Origin of the sequence: Sporosarcina sp. UB5 (assembly GCF_050859005.1) — a bacterium.
In the GTDB taxonomy this organism is placed as follows: domain Bacteria; phylum Bacillota; class Bacilli; order Bacillales_A; family Planococcaceae; genus Sporosarcina.
This window is the reverse complement of record NZ_CP125984.1, coordinates 1,776,314-1,800,131: the sequence shown is the minus strand read 5'-3', so window position 1 is coordinate 1,800,131 and position 23,818 is coordinate 1,776,314. Positions and strand designations below refer to the sequence as shown.

The following is a 23,818-nucleotide window of genomic DNA, read 5'->3' as shown; positions in this document are numbered from 1 at the left end:
TTTTTTCTTTTATTCTACTTCAACCTCTCAAGAAGGTTTTCGACTGCAGTTGCTCCGATAAGCCTATATAAAAGACTGAAGAGAATGATGACGAAAACAACGTAAATTCCGTAACTATGGAGTGGATCCATTTCTTTTGGATTTTTGGATAGAATAATGCTCATAACGTAGCCGGGTGAGAGCATGAGGACATACAATAGACTTGTGACGAGTAGGAAGATTCCATAGAAATATGATTTCATTGTTAGGAAAATCAGTGCGACTAGTCCAATTACGATGGCCGGCAAGCAATGTGCGCTATACAATGCCAAAGTTTGCTTTAATGAGTAATGAGGTCCAAAATACATGCCGATTACGAACAGTCCGATTAATATTATCGCCATGCAAATTGCGACAAATCCCGCTGTCTTCAAGAAAACAGTGGAAAATGATAATCCACTATAGTCTTCGCCGATCAGACTTGCAATGCCGTCGAGCGTTCCGAATAGCATGCCATCGATTGCCTTATAAAACGCAAACCCAAAAACTGCAGCGTAAATGAATAAGGAAATGAGGCCGTTCTTGAATTCATCTTCCTCGCTTGTAACAATTGTCGATGGCCGCTTCAAATGCACCAAAAAGTAGTTCCAGTATTCCTTGGCCACGTTCTTTATGCTTTCCATCTGAACGCTTGAATCCACCTTCACAACAGATACTTCGCTCACTGCTTGCTCTTGACGAAACGACTCTTGGAAACCAGCCGTTGCCTCTGTGAGCTTTGTACCGCACCTCCAGCAATACTGTCCATTCGCCTGCTCATTGCCACAATTCGTACACGTCAATGTTTCCCCTCCTGATAATTTGTCAGTCGCTAACATCCATCGCCCTATCCAACCGACTCCCCTTCTATAGCTACTGTATTAAACAAATCAATCAGTTACGACAGAATTTAAGAAATTGGTAAAATCGGTGCCTGTGCACAACACTATTCAGACAATACACTACAATTGTATAGAGAAATTCTAAAAGGCACTTATACCAATAGTCAGACGAACTTTTTATGTATTTTTATACTATATGTCGAATTGTCATAATTGCACCGTGCACAGCCGCCGAAACAATTCTGACTATGCACTACAATTGCATATAAAAAAAACGAGAGGCCATCCAAATCAACATTCGGATGGCCTCTCGCTGTATAAAAATAAACATAATTGAATTGTCATAAATGTGTCTTACACAGGCACCGTTAAAGGCCGCTTAGTCCACGTATACTTTTCCGACGTAGCGGGAGGTGAAGGCACGCATTGTGGAGAAGTAGCCGAGTTGCAGTTCGATTGTGTCGCCGACTTTGTATGTTGTTTTGCTGTCGGTGACGTCGAGCATGAGGTGGTCGGAGCTTGCGCCGAGGATGATGATGTCTTCGTCGACCGGCATTGACGTTTCGACATCGAAATCCTGTTTTCCGAGCGCGCAAATTGCCTTCAACCGCATGCCTCGATCCGTGAAAGTCGGGCTGTTGCCGTACGAATCGACACCAATTGTCCCCCACGGCACGGATGGCTTCTCCTTCAGTTCGACGATTTCGCATTCCATCGTGAACACGTCTTTATGCGTTCCCGGCAGAAACGTGTAATTGGCGCGCTCTTTGCCGAACAGAAGCGATTCGCCGAGGCGCAAATTGTTGACGCCTTCGCTCATGCCGCCTTTGAGCGCCAAGTCTAACGTCGCGGAATTCCCGCCGCTGACGACTTCCAACTCCCTGCCGATCCTCGTACTGATCGTTTTCGAAAGCTCCGCAAGCGACGCCATTTTCTCCTCATCGGATTGGATGAATGAAAAGCACGTCAAGTTTACCCCGATGCCATACAGATGGACACCTTCCATAGTCTCGGTTTTCATTGCAACATGAATAAGCTCCTCATGATCGATAAACCCTTCACGAATATCGCCAAGATCCACCATTAAAATCACTTTGTGAACTTTTCCTTTTGCAATCGCGGCATCATTAATTGCTTGAATCGTCGCAAGCTCCGAATTGAGTGAAACGTCCGCGTACGTAACGAGATCTTCCACTTCACTCATCATCGGCGGGCGGATGAGCCACTTCTCCGCATCTAGCTCTTTCAACAGCTTTAAGTTTTCAACCCGAGAATCGCCTAGCCGTGTAATGCCCCCTTCGACATAGACGGCAGCAATTTCAGGGTCCGCGCCAAACACTTTCGTCACACCTGTTACAGCAATATTCCTTGCTGCGCAAAGCGCTGTAACGGCGCGGACATTTTCAAGCAAATGTTTTTTATTTACACGAACGAATGGATACATGCTGATACCTCTTAATTCCAGAAATCAGTTTTCTCTTTAAGACCGATTGACTTCGCCTTAAAGACAGGGTTCTTTCCTTCTTTTTTCTGTCTCGTATAGTCGTCAAGACATTTGAACGCAGTTCCACCGAGAATTAAAATGATTGGAATATTAATTAACGCCATAATGCCCATAAGGACGTCGGCTGTATTCCATGCAATTGAGAAATCTAGCTGCGCGCCGAAAAAGACGATAACGACAGCAGCGAGTCTGAATAGTGTAAGACCTGTTTTGCCCACATCTTTTTTATTCAAATACTTAAGATTCGATTCTGCATAGAAGAAGTTCCCGATAAGCGACGTAAACGCGAAGCAGAACAGTGCAAACGTAATGAACCAAACACCGAATTCCCCGAATAACGATGAAACGGCCGCTTGCGCGTATGGAACTCCTGCCATGTCATCAGTAGGTACTACGCCTGAACTTAATAACATGAAAGCCGTTGCTGAACAGATTAAAATCGTATCAATAAATACCGAAAGCATTTGAACGAGTCCTTGTTTTGCTGGATGGGAAACGCTCGCTGCAGCAGCCGCGTTCGGTGCTGAACCGACACCCGCCTCGTTGGAATAAAGACCGCGTTTAATACCGTACATAATAACAGAACCAGCGAAACCGCCGAATGCTGATTTGAAGTCAAATGCCGATGTAAAGATGTCAACGAACATTCCTGGCACAAGATTCAAATTCGCGAACACCATAATAAGCGCCACGCCGATGTAAGCAATTGCCATGACCGGAACGATGATGCTCGTAATTTTACTTAACGTTTTTCCACCTCTAAAAATACTCAAGCCTGTTAGAAGTGCCAAAATCGCACCAACGATGAACGGCGTCGAAGAATTGTAAAATGCATATCCTTCAAATGCGGATGCAATGTTAAAGGAAGCAACCATATTGAATCCGCCCATATACGTCAAAATGAGGGCTACAGCGAAAACGACACCGAGAAATCTGCTTTTCAGCGCCGCTTGGATGTAGTACGCAGGACCCCCGTAAGAGCCGCCATCCTTGTCTCGCTTTTTATAGATCTGTGCGAGCGTGCTCTCGATGAACGCGGACGCGCCCCCAATGATCGCGATTACCCACATCCAAAATACTGAACCTGCTCCGCCAAGTACAATCGCCGTCGAAACACCGGCAATATTTCCGACGCCAACACGTGACGCAGTCGATACCATTAATGCTTCGAACGCGGATATCGAATTTTTGTCATCTTTCGGTTCCGCAACAAGTTTAATGGATTCCTTGAATAGGCGGAACTGAACAAATTTCGTACGAATGGTGAAATAAAGTCCGGCAACAATTAAAAGAATAATTAGTATGTAACTATACAACCATGTACTAAAGCTATCGATAAAGCTTTCATACAACTCATACATGCGAAACACTTCCTTCTCTATTTTTCTTTTTTCTTTTTCGTGAATCCGCTTTCATTTCAAAAAGCTGTCACAAACTTTTCATGTTTAAATACAATATAACATTTTTGTTGAATGCACAATGTTAAATACTGTAAAACATTGCTTTTTTATTGAATTTACCTAGGGATAAATACTGTTATCTGAATTCTCAACTCCTCGACGTCCTTTTTTTGGCAGTCATTTTTCAATTACATATCAATGCTGTTACAATGCGATAAAAACGTAGAAAGAGGGTTTATAATAGCACCATATTTAGTTTAGAGGTGCATAGTATTGAAGAAGAAACGGTTAACGTGGGTGGATGTCACGAAAGGATTTTTAATGATCCTCGTCGTCATCGGTCATTATCCGGGAGAACTTGATTTTCCCCTCGCGAAGTATATTTATTGGTTTCATATGCCTGCATTTTTCATCTTGAGCGGTTTGTTTTTCAAGCCGATACTTGAAAAAGGACTTATGAAATCAACAATCCACAAACGATTCATGCAATTGATCGTCCCTTACTTGTTTTTCCTAATCAGCATCACGCTAATACGTTATGGAATAGAATTTGGGTCAGGTAATATGGATTTATCATGGTATTTGAATGACCTTTGGACGCTTGTCGTAGGCGGTCGTTTTATTCGCGGAGCGTATGGAGTCTTTTGGTTTGTGACGACATTATTTTTCACATATATATTTTTCTTATTGCTTACGAAATACTTAAATCGGACGAAACAGTTCATCACTCTCGGCGTCTTCTATGTAATCGCCCTTTTTGAAAGTATTTTCGCCATGCATGTCATCGGCGGCAAACCGTCCGAAGCGGCTCAATCGATTCCGATGATCTGGAACATCGACGTCGCTCTCATGGCAATCGTCTATTTCGCCATCGGGTATTATTTTAAGGAATTTTGGATGGATGTTCCAAAGCGATGGATGGTTGTAGCATTGGTCATCAGTGTAACGGCAGTCCTGCTTGATAGCTTCCATCTCATCGACTACCGGCTGAGCATGAAATTTTTACGGTATGACCATTTCGTATTGGATTTGGTTATTCCGCTTTCATTCACCGTTCTATTCGTAGGCATTTTCCAGTTCATAACGGCAAGGCTATCGCTCACCTGGCTGCAAAAAATCGAAAAGCACTCGCTTTCCATTATGTATTTACACATCTTTGCAGACATCATTTTGAACGATTATTTCACGTATGGCCTTATCGGTTTTACAGCCATTGGGCTATTCATCCCAATCATCGTTTCAATTTTAATTAAAAAGTTGTTGCCGAATGGGAAAATTTTACTTGGTGGATTTTCACCGAAGAAAAAGTCGACACTTATACCAACATGAAAAAGCTGAACCTCCACAGGGTTCAGCTTTTTTGCATTTCTTCACCGCATTGAGCGGTGCCTGTGCAGCACACATTTATGACAATTCAACAAAATTAATAAATATGCAATGAGGAGCCAACCTGTGATTGATGTGATTGGCTTCTTCTTTTTCTTTATGCAATTGTAGTGCATAGTCAGAATTGTTTCGGCGGCTGTGCACGGTACAATTATGATAATTCGAGACCTTGAATATATATACATATTGAAATTAAATGAACCTTGATTTGACTAGATTTTCACTTTCTTTTATGCAATTGTAGTGTATTGTCTGAATAGTATGGTGCACAGGCACCGTATTAGGCACGGTATTAGTATTTTTATATTTTAATAGTTATAATGAGTTAGAAATATTATTACACTACTTTGGATTCAGTCAGGGGGAACTTCTTTGTTTAGGCAGAAAGGGAGCGTACGGAAGAAAATTATTTTAGGGACACTCATCCCTATTTATCTTCTTACGATGCTATTTGGCTTTGTGTTTTATTACACGTCGATGCGTATCGTAGAAGTGAATGTCATGCCGGAGTTTGAAAAATCGTTGAGTTCGACGATGGATGATGTGAAGGAGAAAGTGACGGGCCGGCTCGTTAATCGCGCATTGCAGGACAAGAATGCGCATAACCAAATTTTACATATTATTAATGGTGTGAAGAAAAGTAACGGTGTAGAGAACATTTCGATCCATACGAAAGTGGACGGCGAGGATATGTTGCTAGCCTTTACGGAGTTGACCGATTATCTCGTGCCGCATTCCTTCAGTGCGGATCATAATCGAGCGCTTCAACAAGGAGAAGCACTGTTCAGCGGCGTCTATAAAGATGACCAAGGCGTACATAAGTCTCTTTATTATCCTATTCCGGAGACAGAAACCGTCATTGTAGTAAGTCAGGATGCATCGTCGATTAGTAATTTGCAGCGTACGATCATCGCCGTAAGTATTGCACTCATCGTGCTCGGGAGCATACTTGGGATTGTAATCCCTTCCATTATTTCAAAACGTATTACGAAGCCGCTTCAGCAATTGGTGCGTTTCACGGAGGCGATTGCAGAGGGCGACCTCACTCAAACGGTTCACTTAAATAGTAAAGATGAGATTGGGCGACTTGCTCATAGTTTCGATCATATGAAAAATGAACTAAACAGCATGATTAGGCACGTAAATACAGCAGCGGACAACGTCGTCAACTCGTCCAGCGAATTGGCATATAGTGCCGAGCAGATGAGCGAAGTTGTGAACCAGTCAACGATTGCGACGCAAGAAGTTTCTACGACTAGCGAGACGCTTTCCGTTGCCGCCAATCAAAATTTGACAGCACTTGAGCAAATTACAGTAGGTATCCAAGACATTGCGGATTCTTCCTCGAAAGTTGCGGAAGAGACGTTGGAAGTGACGGAAGCTGCGGAGCAAGGAAGCCGATTGATTACCGAATCGATTGACGGCATCCATACGATTAACGAATCGGTGCAAGCTTCGATGAAAATTACAGAAAATCTATATATCCGATCAGCTGAAATTGAGAAGATTATCGGTATGATTACCGACATTTCCGACCAGATTAACCTCCTCGCTTTGAACGCCGCCATTGAAGCAGCTCGCGCGGGTGATGCGGGTAAAGGGTTCAGTGTTGTTGCGAGTGAAGTGAGAAATTTGGCGGAGCAATCTGCTTCTTCTGCGAATCAAATACGAGCGCTCATTACGGAAATGCAAAATGGCTCCCGACAATCCGTAGAGGCGATGGCGCAAGTGTATTCAGATGTGGAACGCGAAACGGTCATCGTCAACGATGCAGGACAGACGTTCAGCAACATTTTGGCGAAAATCATGAATATCTCGGAAAATGTCCAATCCGTTTCCGCGACCGTTCAGGAAATTTCAGCTGGCTCCGAGCAAATTTTGGCGTCGACTAACGATACTGTCCAATCGCTTGAAGTCTCATCCGGCCATACGCAAAACATCGCGGCTTCCATGGAAGAGCAACTTGCATCAATGGAAGAGATGGTTGCGACGACAGACACGTTGCATACCTTGGCGAATGACTTAAAAATGGAGATTAGTAAATTCAGGGTGAATGAAGAGATAGTAGATAATGAAATTAAGAACGAAGAAGAAACGCTAGTGGATGAAAAATCGATATAAAAAAGCAACACCGCCTGTCAAATGACGGGCGGTGTTTTATTTCATTAAACGTATTACCCCAATTGAAAGTTAAAAAACAGCTTCCTCAAACCCTTCCACTTTCAACTCGCCGCTCTCAATTTCCTCGACGAAGTGGCAGGCGGCTTTATGGTCTTTAATCATCGATTCATGCGTACGTAATACAGGCACCTCAACTTTGCATTTCTCCTGCGCGAACGGGCAGCGCGTATGGAAACGGCACCCTTCAGGTGGATCGATTGGCGAAGGGACATCCCCCGTCAGCACGATATGCTTTTTCTCGCGCGTCGGATCCGGAACCGGAATGGCAGATAGCAATGCTTGTGTATATGGATGTTTCGGATTTTCGAAAATCGAATACTTGTCACCGATTTCCACGATTTTTCCTAAGTACATGACGATGACCCGGTCCGAAATATGGCGAACGACGCCTAAGTCATGCGAAATGAATAAATACGTTAATTTGAACTCTCTTTGCAAATCCTTCAGCAAGTTTAACACTTGCGCTTGAATGGAGACGTCTAACGCGGAAACAGCTTCATCGCAAATGATGAGTTTCGGATTAACCGATAATGCCCTTGCGATTCCGATACGCTGCCGCTGTCCACCGGAAAATTCATGCGGGTACCGGTCTGCCTGGTATTCATTCAACCCGACCGTTTCGAGCAGTTCGATAATGCGTGCTCTCCGTTCTTTCGCGGGCAACACTTTCTGGATTGCCATCGCTTCATCCAGAACATCTGACACGGTTTGACGAGGGTTAATGGACGCGTATGGATCTTGGAAAATGATTTGCAAATCTTTCCGTTGTTTTCGCATGTCCCGCTTTGACAACGACGTCAGTTCTTGTCCATTGAACGTAACGACACCTTCCGTCGGCTCCTCTAACCTCAGGATTGCACGGCCCGTCGTCGATTTTCCGCAACCGGACTCCCCGACGATGCTCACCGTCTCCCCTTCGTAAATCGTAAAACTTATATCATCAACTGCTTTCACATAGTTTACCGTACGGCCCATCAATCCGCCTTTAATCGGAAAGTATTGTTTCAGCCCCTCGACTTTGAGCAATTCTTTTTTCGCCATAGACAATCACCTCCGATTCACCTTCCCATTTTTCCGAATAAATCCAGCAACGAATATCGTTCCCTTCATCATCTTTCAACAATTCCGGCATGACGTTCCGGCACAAATCGGTCGCCGCAGGGCATCTAGGTGCAAACCTGCAACCCATCGGCATCTCTTTCGGATTCGGTACATTTCCACTAATCGACTCTAACTTTTCAAGCTCAACATCATGTCTCGGCAATGAATTCATCAAACCGATCGTATACGGATGTTTCGGCTTTTGGAATAACGTCACGACATCCGAATATTCCACGACTTGCCCTGCATACATGACGGCGACATATTCGCATGTTTCTGCGACGACACCGAGGTCATGCGTAATCATAATGACCGACATGCCGAGCCGTTTCTGCAGATCGCGGATGAGTCTGAGGATTTGCGCTTGAATCGTTACGTCGAGCGCAGTTGTCGGTTCATCGGCAATCAATATTTCGGGATTACATGCTAATGCCATCGCAATCATGACACGCTGGCGCATCCCCCCCGATAATTCATACGGATATTGCTTCACGCGTTTATCTGGCGAAGGAATCCCGACAAGTTTCAGCAGCTCAATAGACTTTTCATGCGCCACCTTTTTCGAAAGTTCTTGGTGTTTTATGAGCGACTCACTAATTTGCTGGCCGACTGTGAATACTGGATTCAACGACGTCATCGGCTCCTGGAAAATCATTGAAATCGCATTCCCTCGGACATCCCTCATTTGTTTATCCGAGTAAGACAGAAGGTTTTCACCTTTAAAGTTAATTTCCCCACCGATAATCTTGCCGTTGTTCGCGAGGAGTTTCAATATTGAAAGCGCCGTAATGCTCTTTCCTGAGCCCGACTCCCCGACAATCCCGAGCGTCTTTCCTTTAGGTAGCGAAAAACTGACGCCATCGACCGCCTTCACTTCCCCATCATCTGTATAAAAGGATGTGCGAAGGTCTCGCACTTCCAAAACATTCGTTTCCATTCCGGACACCTCCTTATGAGACATGCATCAATTCAAATCAATCCGCTTGTTCAATAAGCGGTACGATATATCGACGAGTAAATTTACAAATACGAATAGGAATGAAATGACGAGGACAGTTCCTTGAACGATTGGGAAGTCCCGCGTCCGAATGGCATCAATTGTTAAACGCCCCATTCCATTGATCGCAAAAATTGATTCGGTCAATACGGCACCGCCGAGAAACCCTCCGAACTCAAGGCCAACAACTGTAATGACGGGAATCAATGCATTTTTCAGTGCATGGCGATAAATGACGACGCGCTCTCCCATCCCTTTCGCCCTCGCCGTCCGGATGTAGTCTTGTCCAATTACCTCAAGCATCGATGAACGCGTCATGCGCGCAATGATCGCAGCTCCCCCTGTGCCAAGCGTAATGACAGGTAGAAGCATCTGTCTCCAATCGTCACCCCAGCCAGATGGACGCATTTTCATAAAATCCGGCATCCATTCCGGACCAATCGCAAACCATTGGATGAGCATAAGACCGAACCAGAAATTCGGCATAGATAAGCCAAAAAGTGCGACAATCATAATGGAAATGTCGGACCACGTATAATGACGCACAGCCGAAATGATTCCTGCGATAAGTCCGAGGAACACAGCGAGAATTGTCGCGTAAAAAGACAGCTCCACGGTTGTCCAAAACCGCGCCTTAATTTCATCCGTCACGGCACGGCCGCTCCGAACAGAATTTCCAAGATCGCCTTGGAGGACATTTTTCATATAGCTGAAATATTGCACAGGTGCCGGTTTATTCAACCCGAGCTTCTCTTCGATTTGTGCAATCGTTTGCGGAGATGCCCCTTCACCCGCGATAATTTGGGCAGGATTCCCTGGGATTAAATACATCATAGAAAATACGACTATCGAAACGCCAAGCAAGACCGGAATCGTCTGGAGCAGGCGCCTTACTATGAATTTTGTCATTTCATTGCCCCCTCCATCATTTATTCATCTTCGGATCAAGCGCGTCACGCAACCCATCCCCGAAAATATTGAATGCCAGCACGACAATGACGATCATGATGCCCGGGAATAAAACAAGATGCGGCGCTTGCTGCATATATTGCCTTCCCTCACTAAGCATCGCGCCCCATTCCGGAGTCGGCGGCTTTGCGCCAAGGCCGAGAAATGCTAGTCCACTCGCCGTCAAGACAGCCGTCGCAATGCGCAACGTCAATTGAACGATAATTGGCGACATGACGTTTGGCAAAATATGTTTGAAAATGATTCGACCATCTTTTGCGCCGAGCGCTTTAATCGCGTCAATATATTCCAACTTACGAACCGATAGTGTGGACCCGCGCACGATCCGCGCGAATGCAGGAACGGAGAAGATTCCGACCGCGATGATGACGTTTTGTATGCTTCCGCCTAGGACCGAAACGATAGCAAGTGCAAGAAGGATGCCCGGAAATGCAAGAAGGACGTCCATAACGCGCATGATGACCGTATCGAGTTTCCCTCCGTAATAGCCCGAAATGATACCAAAAAAAACGCCGACAACTCCACCTAAAGCAACCGAAAAGAAACCGACTTTCATCGTAATCGACATGCCGTGGATAATTCGCGTAAATATATCCCGTCCATAATTGTCTGTCCCAAACCAATGCTCCGCGGAAGGCGGTTTCAATTTATTTCCGATTTGAGTTGCGTTCGGATCTACCGACGTCAATAATGGTCCGAAAAAACCGGTCAAAATGAAAAGTATGATTAGGACCCCGCCGACAACCGCTGCTTTATTTTTGTGGAGTCTACGCCAAAACGCCTTGTACGCTTCAATTCTAGGACTGTATTGTTTCTGTCCAATTTTCGCAACAGGTGTATGTTGAACCATGTTTGAACACCTTCCCCCAATTTCTTTTTCTATGAAAAATCAGTCTATTGACAGTAGCATATCACGAATAGACGTTTTTCGGAATCCCTTTTATCTCTATTCTCGTTTAATTTATAATAATTTGATTTTAATATAATAAGATGAAGAGAAAAGCGTTATACCATCATCTTTCGGTTAGACAGTTTATTTATTAAAAAAACAGCAAGTATTTATTTTAAAAGAGTTACTATATCAATTATTCTGTTAACGTATTGTTTATTCCCATATTGTGTGCTATATTGCATCTAACTATTACAACTCCTATGTATCTACCGGAATTGTAATATGTTAAAAACAAACGGGGGGAACACATATGAAGAAAAATGGCAATGTAAAATGGCTGTTTGTTCTTGTTCTAGCTTTGTCAATGATTCTTGCTGCATGTTCTGGGGGGAGTTCAACTTCTGAAAAAGAAGCGGGCAACGATATTGACGAAGGCAAAGGGAAAGGGATTGAAGGCGGAGATTTAGTGCTCGCGATTCTATCGGATGCATCTTCATTGGACCCTGCTGGTTCCAATGATGTACCGTCTTCCGTAGTACAAGCGAACATTTATGAAACACTTGTGAAACGAGATGACGACAATAGTATCGTAGCTGGTCTCGCAGAAGAATGGAAAGCTGTCGATGATACGACGTATGAATTCAAACTACGTAAAGGCGTCAAATTCCATGATGGTGAGCCTTTTACAGCGGATGTTGTGAAAATGAACTTGGACCGAATCCGCGATGCGGAAGTCGCTTCACCGCGTTATTTCCTATTTGAAATGATTTCTGACGTAATTGTAGTAGATGAGCATACTGTACAAATTAAAACGGAATATCCATTCGCACCATTGCTCGCCCACTTGTCACATAACGGCGGTGGTATGGTGAGCCCTAAGTCGATCGAAGCAGATTATGCGGCAATGAAAAGCGGCAAAGATGCGGGCTCCGTCATTGGGACAAACCCTGTCGGAACAGGCTATTTCAAATTCGACAAATGGGAGCCAGGCGCTGAAATTAAACTCGTCAAAAACGAAGACTATTGGGGCGACAAAGCTCATGTGGATTCTGTAACATTCAAGGTCATTCCTGAAAGTCCAGTCCGAAACGCAGACCTCGAAGCAGGCTATGTCCATATTGCTGATCCAATTCAACCGAACGAAGTTGCAGGTATTAACGCTGGCGACTTCGCAAGAGTTAACCAAAAAGCATCGTCCAGCCTTGCATATTTAGGTTTCAACTCAGAAAAAGAACCGTTTAATGATCCAAAAGTACGTAGAGCTGTTTCTATGCTTGTAAATAAAGATGATATTAGTGAAGGGGTTTACGACGGTTTCGGAATACCTGCAAAAGGACCTCTTGCCCCTGGAATTTTTGGTTATAACGAAGATGCAAAACCAATTGAATACAATGTGGAAGAAGCGAAAAAACTTCTTAAAGAAGCAGGCTATGAGAACGGCTTTAAATCTTCCATTTGGACGAATGACAATCCTCAACGTCAACAAATCGCAGTTCTCATGCAAGAAGAGTTGAAGAAAGTTAATATCGAAGTGGAAATCGAAGTGATGGAGTTTGGAGCTTACCTCGAAAAGACAGCTAACGGCGAGCATGACATGTTCATCCTTGGCTGGTCCAACCCGACAGGTGACGCGGACTATGGAATGTACGCACTTTTCCATTCATCACAACACGGCTCTCCAGGAAACCGTTCATTCTATACGAATCCGGAAGTCGACAAACTTCTTGAAGAAGGCCGTCGCGAGTCAGATCCAGATGAGCGAATCAAAATCTATAACAAAGTTCAAGAACACCTAATCGAAGACGCTCCAATGGCATACTTGATCCATACAGAATACCTCACGGGCGTCAGCAACAAAATCAGAGGCTTCACGATAGACACATCGGGAATTTATCAATTGAAAAACGTTCAGTTCGTAGAATAACACTAATGCAAAACAGATGCTGCCTTATGTGCAGCATCTGTTTTTTTGTGCGTAGTTGATGCCCCTTTAATGTTGGTGCCTTATGTTGGTGCCATTATTGGTGCCTGTGCACGACACATTTATGACAATTCAACTTTACGTATGTATATACAATAGGAAGTCGACCAAAGATTGATATGGTTGGCTTCCTATTTTTGTTTATGCAATTGTAGCGTATTGTCTGAATTGTGCCAGCGGCTGTGCACGACACAATTATGACTATTCATTAGTAGGTATTTATATACACACATACTACAATCCGACGTTAATTTAATTGGTTTTCTATTCTCCACTATACAATTGTAGTGCATAATCTGAATTGTTTGCTGCACAGGCACCGAAAAAGCACTGAAAAATGATGGAGTTTGGAGTGTTTCTATTTCTACAAATTACTTATAGACTAACGCCAAAAGATATCGTACTATAATTCTTATCAACTTTTCGTTCGTTAAAGGGACGTTGATTGGATTGGAATATTACAAAATCTGAAACTAATTGAAAGTGGGAAAATGTGTGAGAGATAACGTTAAACTTCATTTGATTGTGCTAGCTTTTGTTATTATCGGTGAATGGATCGGGGTTAAGCAATTCAACCTTGGTGTCGGCACGATTGCATTATTTCCAATTCTGTATGTGCTCATCTTTGGGGGCATCATCAGCTGGCCGAAATTCAAATTAATGTCAGAGAAACAAATGAAAAATTCAGCAACTATCTTAGGAATATCCTTCATGCTTTTCGTCTCAAAACTTGGAACGATGCTTGGACCTTCCCTTCCAAAGATTTTTGACGCGGGCTTCTCGCTAGCTTTCCAAGAAGTGGGCCACGTCATCGGGACAATCGCCATTGGATTGCCGATTGCTTTATTATTAGGAATGAAACGAGAAGCTATTGGAGCAACATTCTCCATTGACCGCGAACCGAACCTTGCTATCATCGCAGAAAAATATGGTTCTGATTCACCAGAAGCCCGTGGAGCACTTGGCGTGTATGTGTGCGGAACTGTATTTGGGGCTATCTACTTGGCGATATTGGCCGGATTCCTCGGGAGTCTAGGTTTCCTCCATCCTATCTCGCTAGCAATGGGTGCGGGCGTTGGATCAGGAAGTATGATGGCAGCAGCATCGGGAGCTTTAGCTGTTACCTTCCCGAATGATGCGGAAGACATCGCATTGTTTGCAGCCGCAGCTAACTTGATTACAACGATCCTCGGAACGTATATTTGTGTATTCTTCTCCTTGCCAGTCACAGCTCGCCTGTACAACTGGCTTGAACCAAAAATCGGTCGCAATAAGTTGTCCGTTACTAAGGGAGGCGACGAAGCATGATTGAAAAAGCGAAAGTGTTGTCCATCATCGGACTTATCGCCATCGTCGGCAACTGGGTCGGCTACAAGGTCAACCCGATTGCAGCACTGCCTGGTATGATTTTGATCATCCTCGCTACTGTTATCGGACTTGCATTGACAGCCTATTTACCAATTAAAATTCCGGCAGTTGTCTGGATCTCGATCATCGCGCTGATTTCAACAACACCAATCTTCCCCGGGAACGGATGGATTATCGAGCAAACTTCTAAAATCAACTTCATGGCCATCGCGACACCGATCCTCGCCTATGCTGGATTGTCTTTAGGGAAAGATATTCAAGACTTCAAAAAACTTGGCTGGCGGATTGTTGTCATTTCATTAGTCGTCTACACAGGCACATTCCTATTCGCCGCCATCTTTGCAGAAATCGTGTTTAGGATTCAAGGACGTTTTTAATGGTGCCTTTAATGGTGCCTGTGCATCACACATTTATGACAATTCAATAATCTGTATATAAATGCGAAAGGAAGTCAACCGAAGATTGATACGGTTGGCTTCCTGTTTTTTTATAAACAATTGTAGTGTATAGTCTGAATTGTTTCGATGGCTGTGCAAGAAACATTTATGACTATTCAATAATGGGTATTTATATACACTTCCAATATAACACTGCATTGATATGGTCGTCTTTCTACATTTTCACTATGTAATTGTAGTGTATAATCTGAATTATTTGCTGCACAGGCACCCAAAAGAGAGAGAGAGCACCCAAAAGAGAGAGCCCAAAAAAGAGCACAAAAAAGAGCACAAAAAAGAGCACAAAAACAAGCGGCAAAAAGGTGGTTCTCCTAAATGGATGAAAATATTTTTTTCGTTCGTTTATGCCGTTTAAAATTCAATTTCACCCCTATTTCCTCATTTAAAATTTATTTTTTCGTTTTCTGATGAATTCAGACAGTTGTCAGTCTATTTAAAAATCGATACAGTTGGAGAAAAAGAAAGTGGTGACGTGCAATCGCATCGATCATTATGAGTGTAGGACTGCAAGGGATGAAGGGGCACAAAGTTGCCGTGGAGGCAAATGTACGTGTAGATCGGGAGCAGTTTGTCATTATCGGATTACCCGATGCTTCTATTAAGGAGTCGAAGGAGCGGGTACTCAGTTGTTTGCATGCAATGAATTTGGAAATTGATATGAAGAAGATTACTATTCATTTATCCCCTTCCGACATACGGAAAAGCGGGACAGGCTTTGATTGTGCAATGTTATTGGCTGTAATGCAGGAAGTGTTGGACAAGCCGCTACCAATAGATGATTCGACTTGTGTCATAGCAGCACTTTCATTAAACTGCGAACTTATGCCGTTTCACGGAATGATTCCCGCCATTCAGCAAGCCATTAGTCTCGGCTTCAAGCGTATACTTATCCCGTCCATCGACGTTTCTTTTTTGCGACATGTTAAGAATGTCGAAATCGTTCCGTTGCCAGACATGCATGCACTTATTTCGTATTTGAAAGGATCGCGTTTACCGGATTACTTGATAACGCCTAAGCTGGCTATTGTAGCACCTGCTCCATTCGATGAGCAGACGAGCACGGACTTTTCTTCAATCCGAGGACACCAGGATGCGAAGCGGGCTATGGAAATCTGTGCGGCAGGGGGACACCATCTCCTGATCATGGGGCCTCCGGGCTGCGGCAAAAGCATGTTGTCGGACGCATTCCATACGATTTTGCCCGATTTATCGCTTGATGAGATGGTCGAGTTGTATGGCATTTACCATTTGGCGCGTGAAAATCGCGGGATGTCCCCTCGCCCTCCTTATCGGCACCCACACCACTCCGCCTCTTCCGTTTCGTTAATAGGTGGCGGGACATTTCCGAAGCCAGGCGAAATTTCATTGGCACATAAGGGCGTTTTATTTCTAGATGAACTCGGGGAGTTTTCAAGAAAGACGTTGGATATGCTGCGACAACCGATGGAGGCTGGTGAAGTTACGATTAGTCGGGTGAGGCAATCCGTTACGTATCCGTCGAATTTTATACTTATCGCCGCCACGAATCCTTGTCCATGCGGATATGTCGGTTCAAACGAGCGCTATTGCACTTGTTCTTCGAGGCAAGTCGCCAATTATCGGCTAAAAGTTTCAGGTCCTCTTCTCGATCGAATGGATTTTGTACTAGCGTTACATAGTGTCGGGTTGAAGGAGGATTCCGAGGCAGAAACTTCTGCATCGATACGCGGAAGGACAACCCGTGCCCGTGAAATGCAACGTGCGCGATTCGGAAAAGAATGGTTGAACGGTTTTGTTCCGTTTCAATTATTGGATGAAACATGCGGCTTGTCTAAGGCACAGATAGAGTTTATTCAGCAAATATGTTTCGAGAAGAAATGGAGCAATCGAACACAAACGAAATTAATTCGCATCGCGCGAACAATTGCGGATTTGGAAGGGTCGAAATTCATTACAGAAAGTGCATTGCTGGAAAGTGTCAAATGGAAATCGATGGCGCCTAAGTTGCATATTTCATCCGTTTTGGTGGGTGAATGATATGACGAGGAGAATTCGCTATTGGAATCCGTATGGATATTTCCACGTGACGATGCGGGGGAACAATCGGCAACCGATTTTCGAAACGCCGGAAGATAAAATGAACTTGATGCGCGCCTTTGACTATGCGTATGATAAATATCCATTTTCCATTGTCGCGTATTGCATCATGTCGAATCACTATCACTTGCTTATTCAATCCGAGGTGCAATTGAGTCGGGTCATGGCGCGTATTAACCGAAGATACAGTGACTATTATTCGAAGCGTTATGATCATGTTGGGCACGTTTATGAGAAGCGTTATTTTTCAAAACTTGCCAACGGTCCAAGAGCCATACTGGACATTAGCAGCTATATCCATCGGAATCCGATTGACACAAAGGTTCCCCTCGTGAAGTCATTGGAAGATTATCCTTATAGTTCATTCCCCTTCTATGTTAATACAGATCGAACACGACCGCGTTTCTTAAACATAGATCTTGTGCCAACATTTTTACCAAAGCCATTTGAAACGACAAACCAGGCTTACCAGCTTTATTGTTTAGCATATAAGCAGGACATTGAGAAGGTGTATGAGGAGATGCCTTCGGAAGATTTTAAACAATCGTTTGGTGCAAGAATGCGCAACGTGATACTATCAACAAAATAATTAAAAACACGCCAAGCTGGAAGGAATGATCCACCGATGAAGAAACAGCTAATGAAATTGTTGGAACAGCGAAAAGAGGAAATGATTGAGATTAGACGTCATTTGCACGAGTATCCCGAGTTATCGTTCCAAGAGGAAAAGACTGCTCAATACATTGCGGATTTTTACAACGGAAAAGATGTAGATATTCAAACGAATGTTGGTAATGGATATGGCATTATCGTGACGATTAAAGGCGGAAAGCCGGGTAAAACTATTGGCCTTCGTGCGGATTTTGATGCACTGCCGATTCATGAAGAAACGGATGTGCCATTTAAATCGAAAAACGAAGGCGTCATGCATGCTTGCGGGCATGATGCGCATACCGCATATTTGCTTGTGTTGGCGGATTGTTTGATTGAACTGAAAGAGGAATTGGCCGGGACGATTAAAATTATTCACCAGCATGCAGAGGAAGTGCCTCCGGGTGGTGCGAAAAGTATTGTGGAATCGGGTTTGCTGGATGACGTGGATGCGGTCTACGGTGTGCATTTATTTCCAACAGAGCCAGCGGGAGTTGTTGGGTACCATAGCGGCTATTCGATGGCGGGCCGGACTCACTTCAAATTGAAAATTCAAGGTGTCGGCGGTCACGGATCATCCCCTCACCTGGCAAATGACGCCATTGTTGCAGGTGCACATTTTGTGACGTCCATCCAAACTGTCGTGAGTCGCCGATTGAATCCTTTTGACATGGGCGTTATTACTATCGGCTCATTTGATGGAAAAGGACAATTCAACGTAATTAAGGACAGTGTCGAATTGGAGGGCGATGTGCGGTATATGACAGCTGAAGTCCAAGAGTTGATTGACAAGGAAGTCCACCGAATTACCAAAGGGATTGAAGAGGAATTCGGCGTGAAGTGCGAACTCGAATATGTACCGGACTATCCGCCACTCTACAACGATCCGGAAATTACAGCAGGTGTTGTCGCCGCCATCGAGAATTCCACGGAGCCTGAGATTAAATCGATGACGGAATTCCCTATGTTCTCTGGATCAGAAGACTTCGCCTACTACGCAGCGAAGTATCCGTCCTGCTTCTTCTACATCGGTTGCAAACCGAAAGGCGTTGAGAAAGCTTATTTCAACCACCATCCGAAATGGGATATCGACGAAGACGCATTGCTAGTCGCAGCAAAAGCAGTCGCCGAAGTCGTTTGTAGTAGTTAAGAATTTTGCAAGTGCCTGTGTAAGACACATTTATGACTATTCAATAACCGGCATATAAATTCAAATAAAAGCCAACCAAAGATTGATTTGGTTGGCTTTTGATATTATTTTATACAATTGTAGTGTATTGTCTGAATCGTGTCGGCGGCTGTGCACGATACATTTATGACAATTCAACAACAGGCATTAATATACACTCCGGAGCTACTAAAACATTGATATAATGGACTTTCCGATTTTCGTTTATGCAATTGTAGTGTATTGTCAGAATTGTTTGCTGCACAGGCACCGCTTTTGCAAGTGGTACCGCTATTGAAGTCATTGCGCGTAGTCGCCGCTGTAGTTGATAAGGGAGCATTCGATGACGCCGGGGATGTCGGTGATTTTTGTCATGAATGCGGTGTTGTCGTCGCGGAGTTTGAGTTCAAGGGTTAGCTCGACGTAGCCTTTCCGGATGTTTTTGGATTTTAACGTTGTGTTTAATTTTCGAAGGGGATCGCGCAGTTCGTCGGTTGCTGTTTCTGTATGGCGGATGATGAGTAAATACGATTGGTGACGGATTTTCTTTCGTGATAGCAGTACGAGTGTTAATCCGATGACGAGGGAGCCGGTAATGGCGAGCGGGTACATGGCAGCGCCACTAGCGATTCCAGCCGATATCGCCCAGAACATGTAGACGATGTCGAGTGGATCCTTCACAGCTGTTCGGAATCGAACGATGCTTAAGGCGCCGACCATTCCGAGCGAGAGGACGATGTTCGTACTAATTGTCATTATGATTAACGCCGTAATCATCGTCATTAGAACGAACGACACATTGTAATTATAGCTATAAACGACCCCACGAAAACTACGTCGATAAATCCAATAGATGAACATGCCGATTGCAAAGGAACAGAGGAAACCGAACAGCATGTCAATATAGGAAACGCTTTTGAATACTTCCAAGTTTAGAACACTCTTCTTAATTATATCTTCAAAATTTAACACGTCATTCATCTAATACAGCCCCCCAGCCACTATTGTTTAAAATGAAAGATACTTCTCTCTCTACAAATGACGTATTTCGAAATAGCAGAACGTACAAAGTTTTTGGGCTGTAGGACTCGCCGTATATGATCCGGCAGGAATTCATCGAACTTCACCTCCATGATCGTCCGTCCGGGCTCAATCACTTCTTGGAGAATTAAACCCGGATGAAACATATCCATCCCACTCACTCCTGCCGCGAGCCGTTTGTCAAAGGTGATCCTCACATTCCCCGCGTTATACACATAAGCTTCTCTCGTATAATCTGTTATCGCACCCGGCCGAAAGTTCCTGTACGCTAGAGCATAATAGAAATCGCGGCGTAAACGATCCGTTGTTTCACTCAAAACTTCATAGTCACCTGCCAAAATACAATCGTACTCCATTCTGCTCAATGGGGAGGATTCTTTATGAATATAACTTCCGTATTTACTTTTCCTCTCCAATTTGATGACTTCATCACTTTCGTTATATATCCGTATTCGATACTTTTCCCGGTTGAAAATCCCATCATTCTTATCGTATAAGGAATGATCATGAATCCCGTCAAAATAGAGGCTTCGGATGCCGTACCCATCACTCGAAACGGAATGGGCATCCAGCTCGAGTATGGCCGAAATATTTGAACGTAAGGTAATGTAATCTTGAAGGCTAACGTAATACTTCATCTCATTCCTCAGCTTTTTTCCTTGGAAATACATCTCAATTCACCTCGAATTCCAGGATACCGTAATACAATTCTCCCTCTTCGTCCTCATACATATCGAAGGAAGTCTGCTCATTTCCTTGGCTATCCCTCACTGTCACCTTCCAGTAATAGATTCCACTCGCGGGTCTATCCATTTGAAAGCTATTCGTCCGAATATCTACTTCAGAATGGATGATTTCTGTGATTAAAGGATCTTTCGCCACGACAGCTGTGTAAAAAAGGTCATCCCCTTGCAAGTCAAATGAAATTTGCCAAGAGAACGTAAGCGTTGTTTCACCATCATCTTCTACGTCGTTCATATAAAACGGCTTCGGTTTTTGCAAATCCTCCATAAAGCGCGCGACTGCACGTTCCGGCGTATCGATTATATGCTGAAGATCCATCTCAAACATTTCTATCTTTTCCGGCAAATACTTGACATCTGGCTCCCTATAAATGAACGGTTTAACTACCGGAGTGTATTTCCGCAGCTGCTTCTCAATTGTCTGTTCATTTATATAAGCACGCATTTCCTCTAATTTTCCAACGAGCAATTGGACATGCTCATCTGTTCGGAAAAAACGGTTATGCAATATGCTTCCCCAATAGTTACTAATGCCCGTCTGATATGGTCTAATTTCCTTTCTCGACCGCTCAACTTCCCATGCCCCATCATAATCCCACGGGAGGATGTACCACTTGTCTGAATTTAGCGGGGAATAAAGATAGAAATTATTCGCATCGGTATCCATATTATCCATAAGGATGTTGACTGCCGTCCACGTCAAAAAGTTTTCCATATCGAAATGAGCTTCCATCACTTCCTCAATCGGCTTCTTCATGTCATTCACATCTTCCAGCATGGCAATCAACTTATCATGCTCTTTCCTTCCTTTTATTTCAAGAATTGTTTCAAATAATGCCTCATCGTACAACGGATCTGAGGTCAGTTTTATTTGATCGGGATATCGTTCGAATTCGAAAAACGTCACTTTGTACAAATAACCGTTCGGATCAAGTAAATGAGATTTTAGGAATTTCCCATTCGGCTGCTCAACATGGGTGTACAAGCCGTAATCCTCATAGGTACCCGTAGCCTCCATAGCCGTCATATCCTTCACATACAAATGGACAAATTGGGTCCGCAAACTCGTCAAATCCGGCACCGTCTCCAGTAAATCAAAAGCGAGTTTATTACGCATACGGGAAAGATCGTACGAGTGCTTATTTAAATTCAGTATTCGCTGATCGTGCCACAAACCTGTTTCCTCAAACAGCTTAATCTTGTACGACTTCTGCAAGTCTTTACGCGCAGAATTGCCCCGAATACTAATCTTGGCATTCGGAGCGTCAGCCCCATAGCCGAACATGCCGGATTGGGGCCCTGCTCCATCCTCGAATCCTTCTGCAATTGTAATGCGCAAGCTAGCGTCACTATGCCGATCTGTCATTCGATTCAATGCATACCAGTCGACCGAGCTACTATCCGGGTGCTCGTCTGGCCAAATCGTTATATACAACGCTTTGACGGAGTCATCGACGTCTCGTTCATATAGCCTTTTATCTTCTATTAATTTGCCGGTCCCCATACCCGTCATTCCGTATGCATCTCCGTTCGTCCCAATCATTGACTGTTCCGGTTGCTGCTCGGAAGCGGAACAGGCGGATAACACGACGCCTGCCGCCACTACGAGCAAAAGCGTAAGCGAACTGCGCAATCGTTTCCGCTTCAACTGTTTAATCGTATCGAGCGGCTCCCGGCAAAACGTATAATAATTAATATGTCGAAGCACATATAGCAGACGCAATAACGTAATCCCCATGACGACAATTGCTGCGGTGAATAGGCCTGCTCCGTCTAGCCCGAGCTTCATTGACCCATACGTTAACCCCGCGTTAAGAATGAAAAACAACGACCCGCAAATGAACACCCCTTTTTTATCATCAAAATACATTAATGCATGGAGCATGACGAAAAAGAGGATGAAGAAATAGAACCCAAGGACGAGGACGACAAATAAATCGAGTTGCTCCATTGAAAATCCGATTTTCGGCAACCAGAGAAGACCGAGTGCAATCGATAGTAAGGAGAAGAGCAACTGCACTTCAATTAATAAACTAATTCCCGCAACTAATGCATTTTGCATCGACTCTTTTGCTCGTTTCAACCGTTCAAACGTTCCACCTGTCACGACATTCGAGTAAAATAGTTTATATTTTTCATAGAAGGACGTTTCCACGAGGACGACAAAAACGATGAGCGAGGGGATGACAGATAAGTAAGCATAAAAAACGGGGAGATCATAAAAAGGCATTAACCGATACTGATCTGCAACGACCATCGCGTCGGTTCGGAGCCAATAAACGAAGTTCTGGACAAACACTCCTGAATAAACGAATACTCCAGTAACGAAAATGACCGGATATTTTTTGAAGTAGAAAAGAAACTCAAAATAGTCTCTTGTCCTTCCACGGGGAAAGACTTGTTCTAGATGAATCATGAGCAAGGCAGCAACAATTCCAAGCCCTACGACGCATGCACCAACCGCGATCACTGCCCGTTCTGCGTCTGTGTACGTAAATAACAGCCACCCAATCGGGACCGCGACGACGAAACCAATGACAAAGCTTCTAAAAATACGTGCATAATCTTTCAACGCCGACAAGTACACCGTTTGCAGCCAAATAACGACGAGTTCCATAAACAACAAATAGGCAAAAAATTTATACACGCCACTTTCCGAAACCCCGCTCAAAAAAACAAAGGCAACGACTGCTGCAATCGGAAGCGTGAGCAAAAGAGCCCCGTAGAAGGACGTAATAATTTTCTCAAACCGACCCTCAAACACTTGATCCGCAACGAATCTCGTCAGCACGATTGCAATTCCACTCGTCAAAATAATCGAGAAGATGAAGCTATACGTCATTGTCGCTATGAACAGTTCGGATTCCAAACGTACACCGCCGGACAATTCCATCATTTTTTTCAACACGAGCACGAGCGCAATACAGAGCAGCATTGGGCCCGCCGTCATTGCAGATGAATAGCCGAAAGCTTTAATCGACCGGACGATGCCTTCATTTTTAAATAACTTGCGTAACTCAAAACCAATTCCCGCCAATTCAT

The 23,818-nt window shown here is 44.0% G+C and carries 18 protein-coding genes; 8 read left to right on the top strand and 10 right to left on the bottom strand.

What is annotated here, in order from left to right; all coding sequences use genetic code 11:
• Nucleotides 1–14 precede the first annotated feature (14 nt).
• The 3 genes from QM454_RS09245 to QM454_RS09235 form a co-directional block, all read right to left on the bottom strand.
• The gene (locus tag QM454_RS09245) at nt 15–821 is read right to left on the bottom strand and encodes a hypothetical protein (RefSeq protein ID WP_432357165.1); all 807 of its coding nucleotides are present in this window, start codon (nt 819–821) and stop codon (nt 15–17) included.
• Nucleotides 822–1,239: 418 nt separating this feature from the next.
• Entirely contained in the window at nt 1,240–2,304 is a 1,065-nt protein-coding gene (locus tag QM454_RS09240; RefSeq protein WP_432357163.1) for an alanine/ornithine racemase family PLP-dependent enzyme, read from the bottom strand.
• An 11-nt stretch (nt 2,305–2,315) separates the two neighbouring features.
• Entirely contained in the window at nt 2,316–3,725 is a 1,410-nt protein-coding gene (locus QM454_RS09235; protein WP_432357162.1) for an alanine/glycine:cation symporter family protein, read from the bottom strand.
• 312 nt (nt 3,726–4,037) lie between these two features.
• Here QM454_RS09235 and QM454_RS09230 point away from each other — a divergent pair, with 312 nt between their 5' ends.
• Both QM454_RS09230 and QM454_RS09225 read left to right on the top strand, forming a co-directional pair.
• The gene (locus QM454_RS09230; RefSeq protein WP_432357160.1) at nt 4,038–5,093 is read left to right on the top strand and encodes an acyltransferase family protein; all 1,056 of its coding nucleotides are present in this window, start codon (nt 4,038–4,040) and stop codon (nt 5,091–5,093) included.
• Nucleotides 5,094–5,522: 429 nt separating this feature from the next.
• Nucleotides 5,523–7,271, top strand: a complete 1,749-nt coding sequence (locus tag QM454_RS09225; RefSeq protein ID WP_432357159.1) for a methyl-accepting chemotaxis protein — start codon at nt 5,523–5,525, stop codon at nt 7,269–7,271.
• 69 nt (nt 7,272–7,340) lie between these two features.
• Here QM454_RS09225 and QM454_RS09220 read toward each other — a convergent pair whose 3' ends face one another.
• Genes QM454_RS09220 through nikC form a run of 4 tightly spaced genes read right to left on the bottom strand, consistent with a single transcriptional unit; the run spans nt 7,341 to nt 11,248 of the window.
• On the bottom strand, nt 7,341–8,372 hold the full coding sequence (locus QM454_RS09220; protein ID WP_432357157.1) for an ABC transporter ATP-binding protein: 1,032 nt from the start codon (nt 8,370–8,372) through the stop codon (nt 7,341–7,343).
• Nucleotides 8,317–9,369: an ABC transporter ATP-binding protein gene (locus QM454_RS09215; protein WP_432357156.1), complete on the bottom strand. Its 1,053-nt coding sequence runs from the start codon at nt 9,367–9,369 to the stop codon at nt 8,317–8,319. The genes QM454_RS09220 and QM454_RS09215 overlap by 56 nt, the downstream gene beginning before the upstream one ends.
• Nucleotides 9,370–9,396: 27 nt before the next feature.
• Nucleotides 9,397–10,338, bottom strand: coding sequence for an ABC transporter permease (locus QM454_RS09210; RefSeq protein ID WP_432357155.1), 942 nt, complete (start codon nt 10,336–10,338; stop codon nt 9,397–9,399).
• Nucleotides 10,339–10,354: 16 nt separating this feature from the next.
• Nucleotides 10,355–11,248: a nickel transporter permease gene (nikC, locus tag QM454_RS09205; protein WP_432357154.1), complete on the bottom strand. Its 894-nt coding sequence runs from the start codon at nt 11,246–11,248 to the stop codon at nt 10,355–10,357.
• A gap of 352 nt (nt 11,249–11,600) precedes the next feature.
• Here nikC and QM454_RS09200 point away from each other — a divergent pair, with 352 nt between their 5' ends.
• From QM454_RS09200 to QM454_RS09175, 6 genes are all read left to right on the top strand, one after another.
• Complete coding sequence (locus QM454_RS09200; RefSeq protein WP_432357152.1) at nt 11,601–13,214, top strand: glutathione ABC transporter substrate-binding protein; 1,614 nt, start codon at nt 11,601–11,603, stop codon at nt 13,212–13,214.
• A gap of 552 nt (nt 13,215–13,766) precedes the next feature.
• Nucleotides 13,767–14,579 carry a DUF3100 domain-containing protein gene (locus tag QM454_RS09195; RefSeq protein WP_432357150.1) on the top strand — a complete coding sequence of 271 codons (813 nt, stop codon included), beginning with the start codon at nt 13,767–13,769 and terminating at the stop codon, nt 14,577–14,579.
• Nucleotides 14,576–15,016, top strand: a complete 441-nt coding sequence (locus tag QM454_RS09190) for a hypothetical protein (RefSeq protein WP_432357148.1) — start codon at nt 14,576–14,578, stop codon at nt 15,014–15,016. The genes QM454_RS09195 and QM454_RS09190 overlap by 4 nt, the downstream gene beginning before the upstream one ends.
• 573 nt (nt 15,017–15,589) lie before the next feature.
• Nucleotides 15,590–17,113: a YifB family Mg chelatase-like AAA ATPase gene (locus QM454_RS09185; RefSeq protein WP_432357146.1), complete on the top strand. Its 1,524-nt coding sequence runs from the start codon at nt 15,590–15,592 to the stop codon at nt 17,111–17,113.
• 1 nt (nt 17,114) lies between these two features.
• The gene (locus QM454_RS09180; protein WP_432357145.1) at nt 17,115–17,762 is read left to right on the top strand and encodes a transposase; all 648 of its coding nucleotides are present in this window, start codon (nt 17,115–17,117) and stop codon (nt 17,760–17,762) included.
• A 36-nt stretch (nt 17,763–17,798) separates the two neighbouring features.
• Entirely contained in the window at nt 17,799–18,974 is a 1,176-nt protein-coding gene (locus QM454_RS09175) for a M20 family metallopeptidase (RefSeq protein WP_432357143.1), read from the top strand.
• A gap of 318 nt (nt 18,975–19,292) precedes the next feature.
• On the opposite strand, the gene QM454_RS09170 is transcribed toward QM454_RS09175, so the two are convergent.
• From QM454_RS09170 to pelG, 3 genes are read right to left on the bottom strand one after another with little or no spacing between them, the layout of a single operon-like run.
• Complete coding sequence (locus tag QM454_RS09170) at nt 19,293–19,973, bottom strand: DUF4956 domain-containing protein (protein ID WP_432357141.1); 681 nt, start codon at nt 19,971–19,973, stop codon at nt 19,293–19,295.
• 20 nt (nt 19,974–19,993) lie between these two features.
• Nucleotides 19,994–20,671: a polyphosphate polymerase domain-containing protein gene (locus tag QM454_RS09165; protein ID WP_432357139.1), complete on the bottom strand. Its 678-nt coding sequence runs from the start codon at nt 20,669–20,671 to the stop codon at nt 19,994–19,996.
• Between the two features lie 34 nt (nt 20,672–20,705).
• The gene (gene pelG, locus QM454_RS09160; protein WP_432357137.1) at nt 20,706–23,813 is read right to left on the bottom strand and encodes an exopolysaccharide Pel transporter PelG; all 3,108 of its coding nucleotides are present in this window, start codon (nt 23,811–23,813) and stop codon (nt 20,706–20,708) included.
• Nucleotides 23,814–23,818: the final 5 nt, after the last annotated feature.

Coding starts and splice junctions, on each gene's coding strand:
- QM454_RS09235 (WP_432357162.1), bottom strand. CDS start 3,725: ATGTATGAGTTGTATGAAAGCTTTATCGATAGCTTTAGTACATGGTTG.
- QM454_RS09200 (WP_432357152.1), top strand. CDS start 11,601: ATGAAGAAAAATGGCAATGTAAAATGGCTGTTTGTTCTTGTTCTAGCT.
- QM454_RS09190 (WP_432357148.1), top strand. CDS start 14,576: ATGATTGAAAAAGCGAAAGTGTTGTCCATCATCGGACTTATCGCCATC.
- QM454_RS09165 (WP_432357139.1), bottom strand. CDS start 20,671: ATGAAGTATTACGTTAGCCTTCAAGATTACATTACCTTACGTTCAAAT.
- QM454_RS09185 (WP_432357146.1), top strand. CDS start 15,590: ATGAGTGTAGGACTGCAAGGGATGAAGGGGCACAAAGTTGCCGTGGAG.
- QM454_RS09210 (WP_432357155.1), bottom strand. CDS start 10,338: ATGACAAAATTCATAGTAAGGCGCCTGCTCCAGACGATTCCGGTCTTG.
- nikC (WP_432357154.1), bottom strand. CDS start 11,248: ATGGTTCAACATACACCTGTTGCGAAAATTGGACAGAAACAATACAGT.
- QM454_RS09180 (WP_432357145.1), top strand. CDS start 17,115: ATGACGAGGAGAATTCGCTATTGGAATCCGTATGGATATTTCCACGTG.
- QM454_RS09170 (WP_432357141.1), bottom strand. CDS start 19,973: ATGAATGACGTGTTAAATTTTGAAGATATAATTAAGAAGAGTGTTCTA.
- QM454_RS09240 (WP_432357163.1), bottom strand. CDS start 2,304: ATGTATCCATTCGTTCGTGTAAATAAAAAACATTTGCTTGAAAATGTC.
- QM454_RS09215 (WP_432357156.1), bottom strand. CDS start 9,369: ATGGAAACGAATGTTTTGGAAGTGCGAGACCTTCGCACATCCTTTTAT.
- QM454_RS09175 (WP_432357143.1), top strand. CDS start 17,799: ATGAAGAAACAGCTAATGAAATTGTTGGAACAGCGAAAAGAGGAAATG.
- QM454_RS09220 (WP_432357157.1), bottom strand. CDS start 8,372: ATGGCGAAAAAAGAATTGCTCAAAGTCGAGGGGCTGAAACAATACTTT.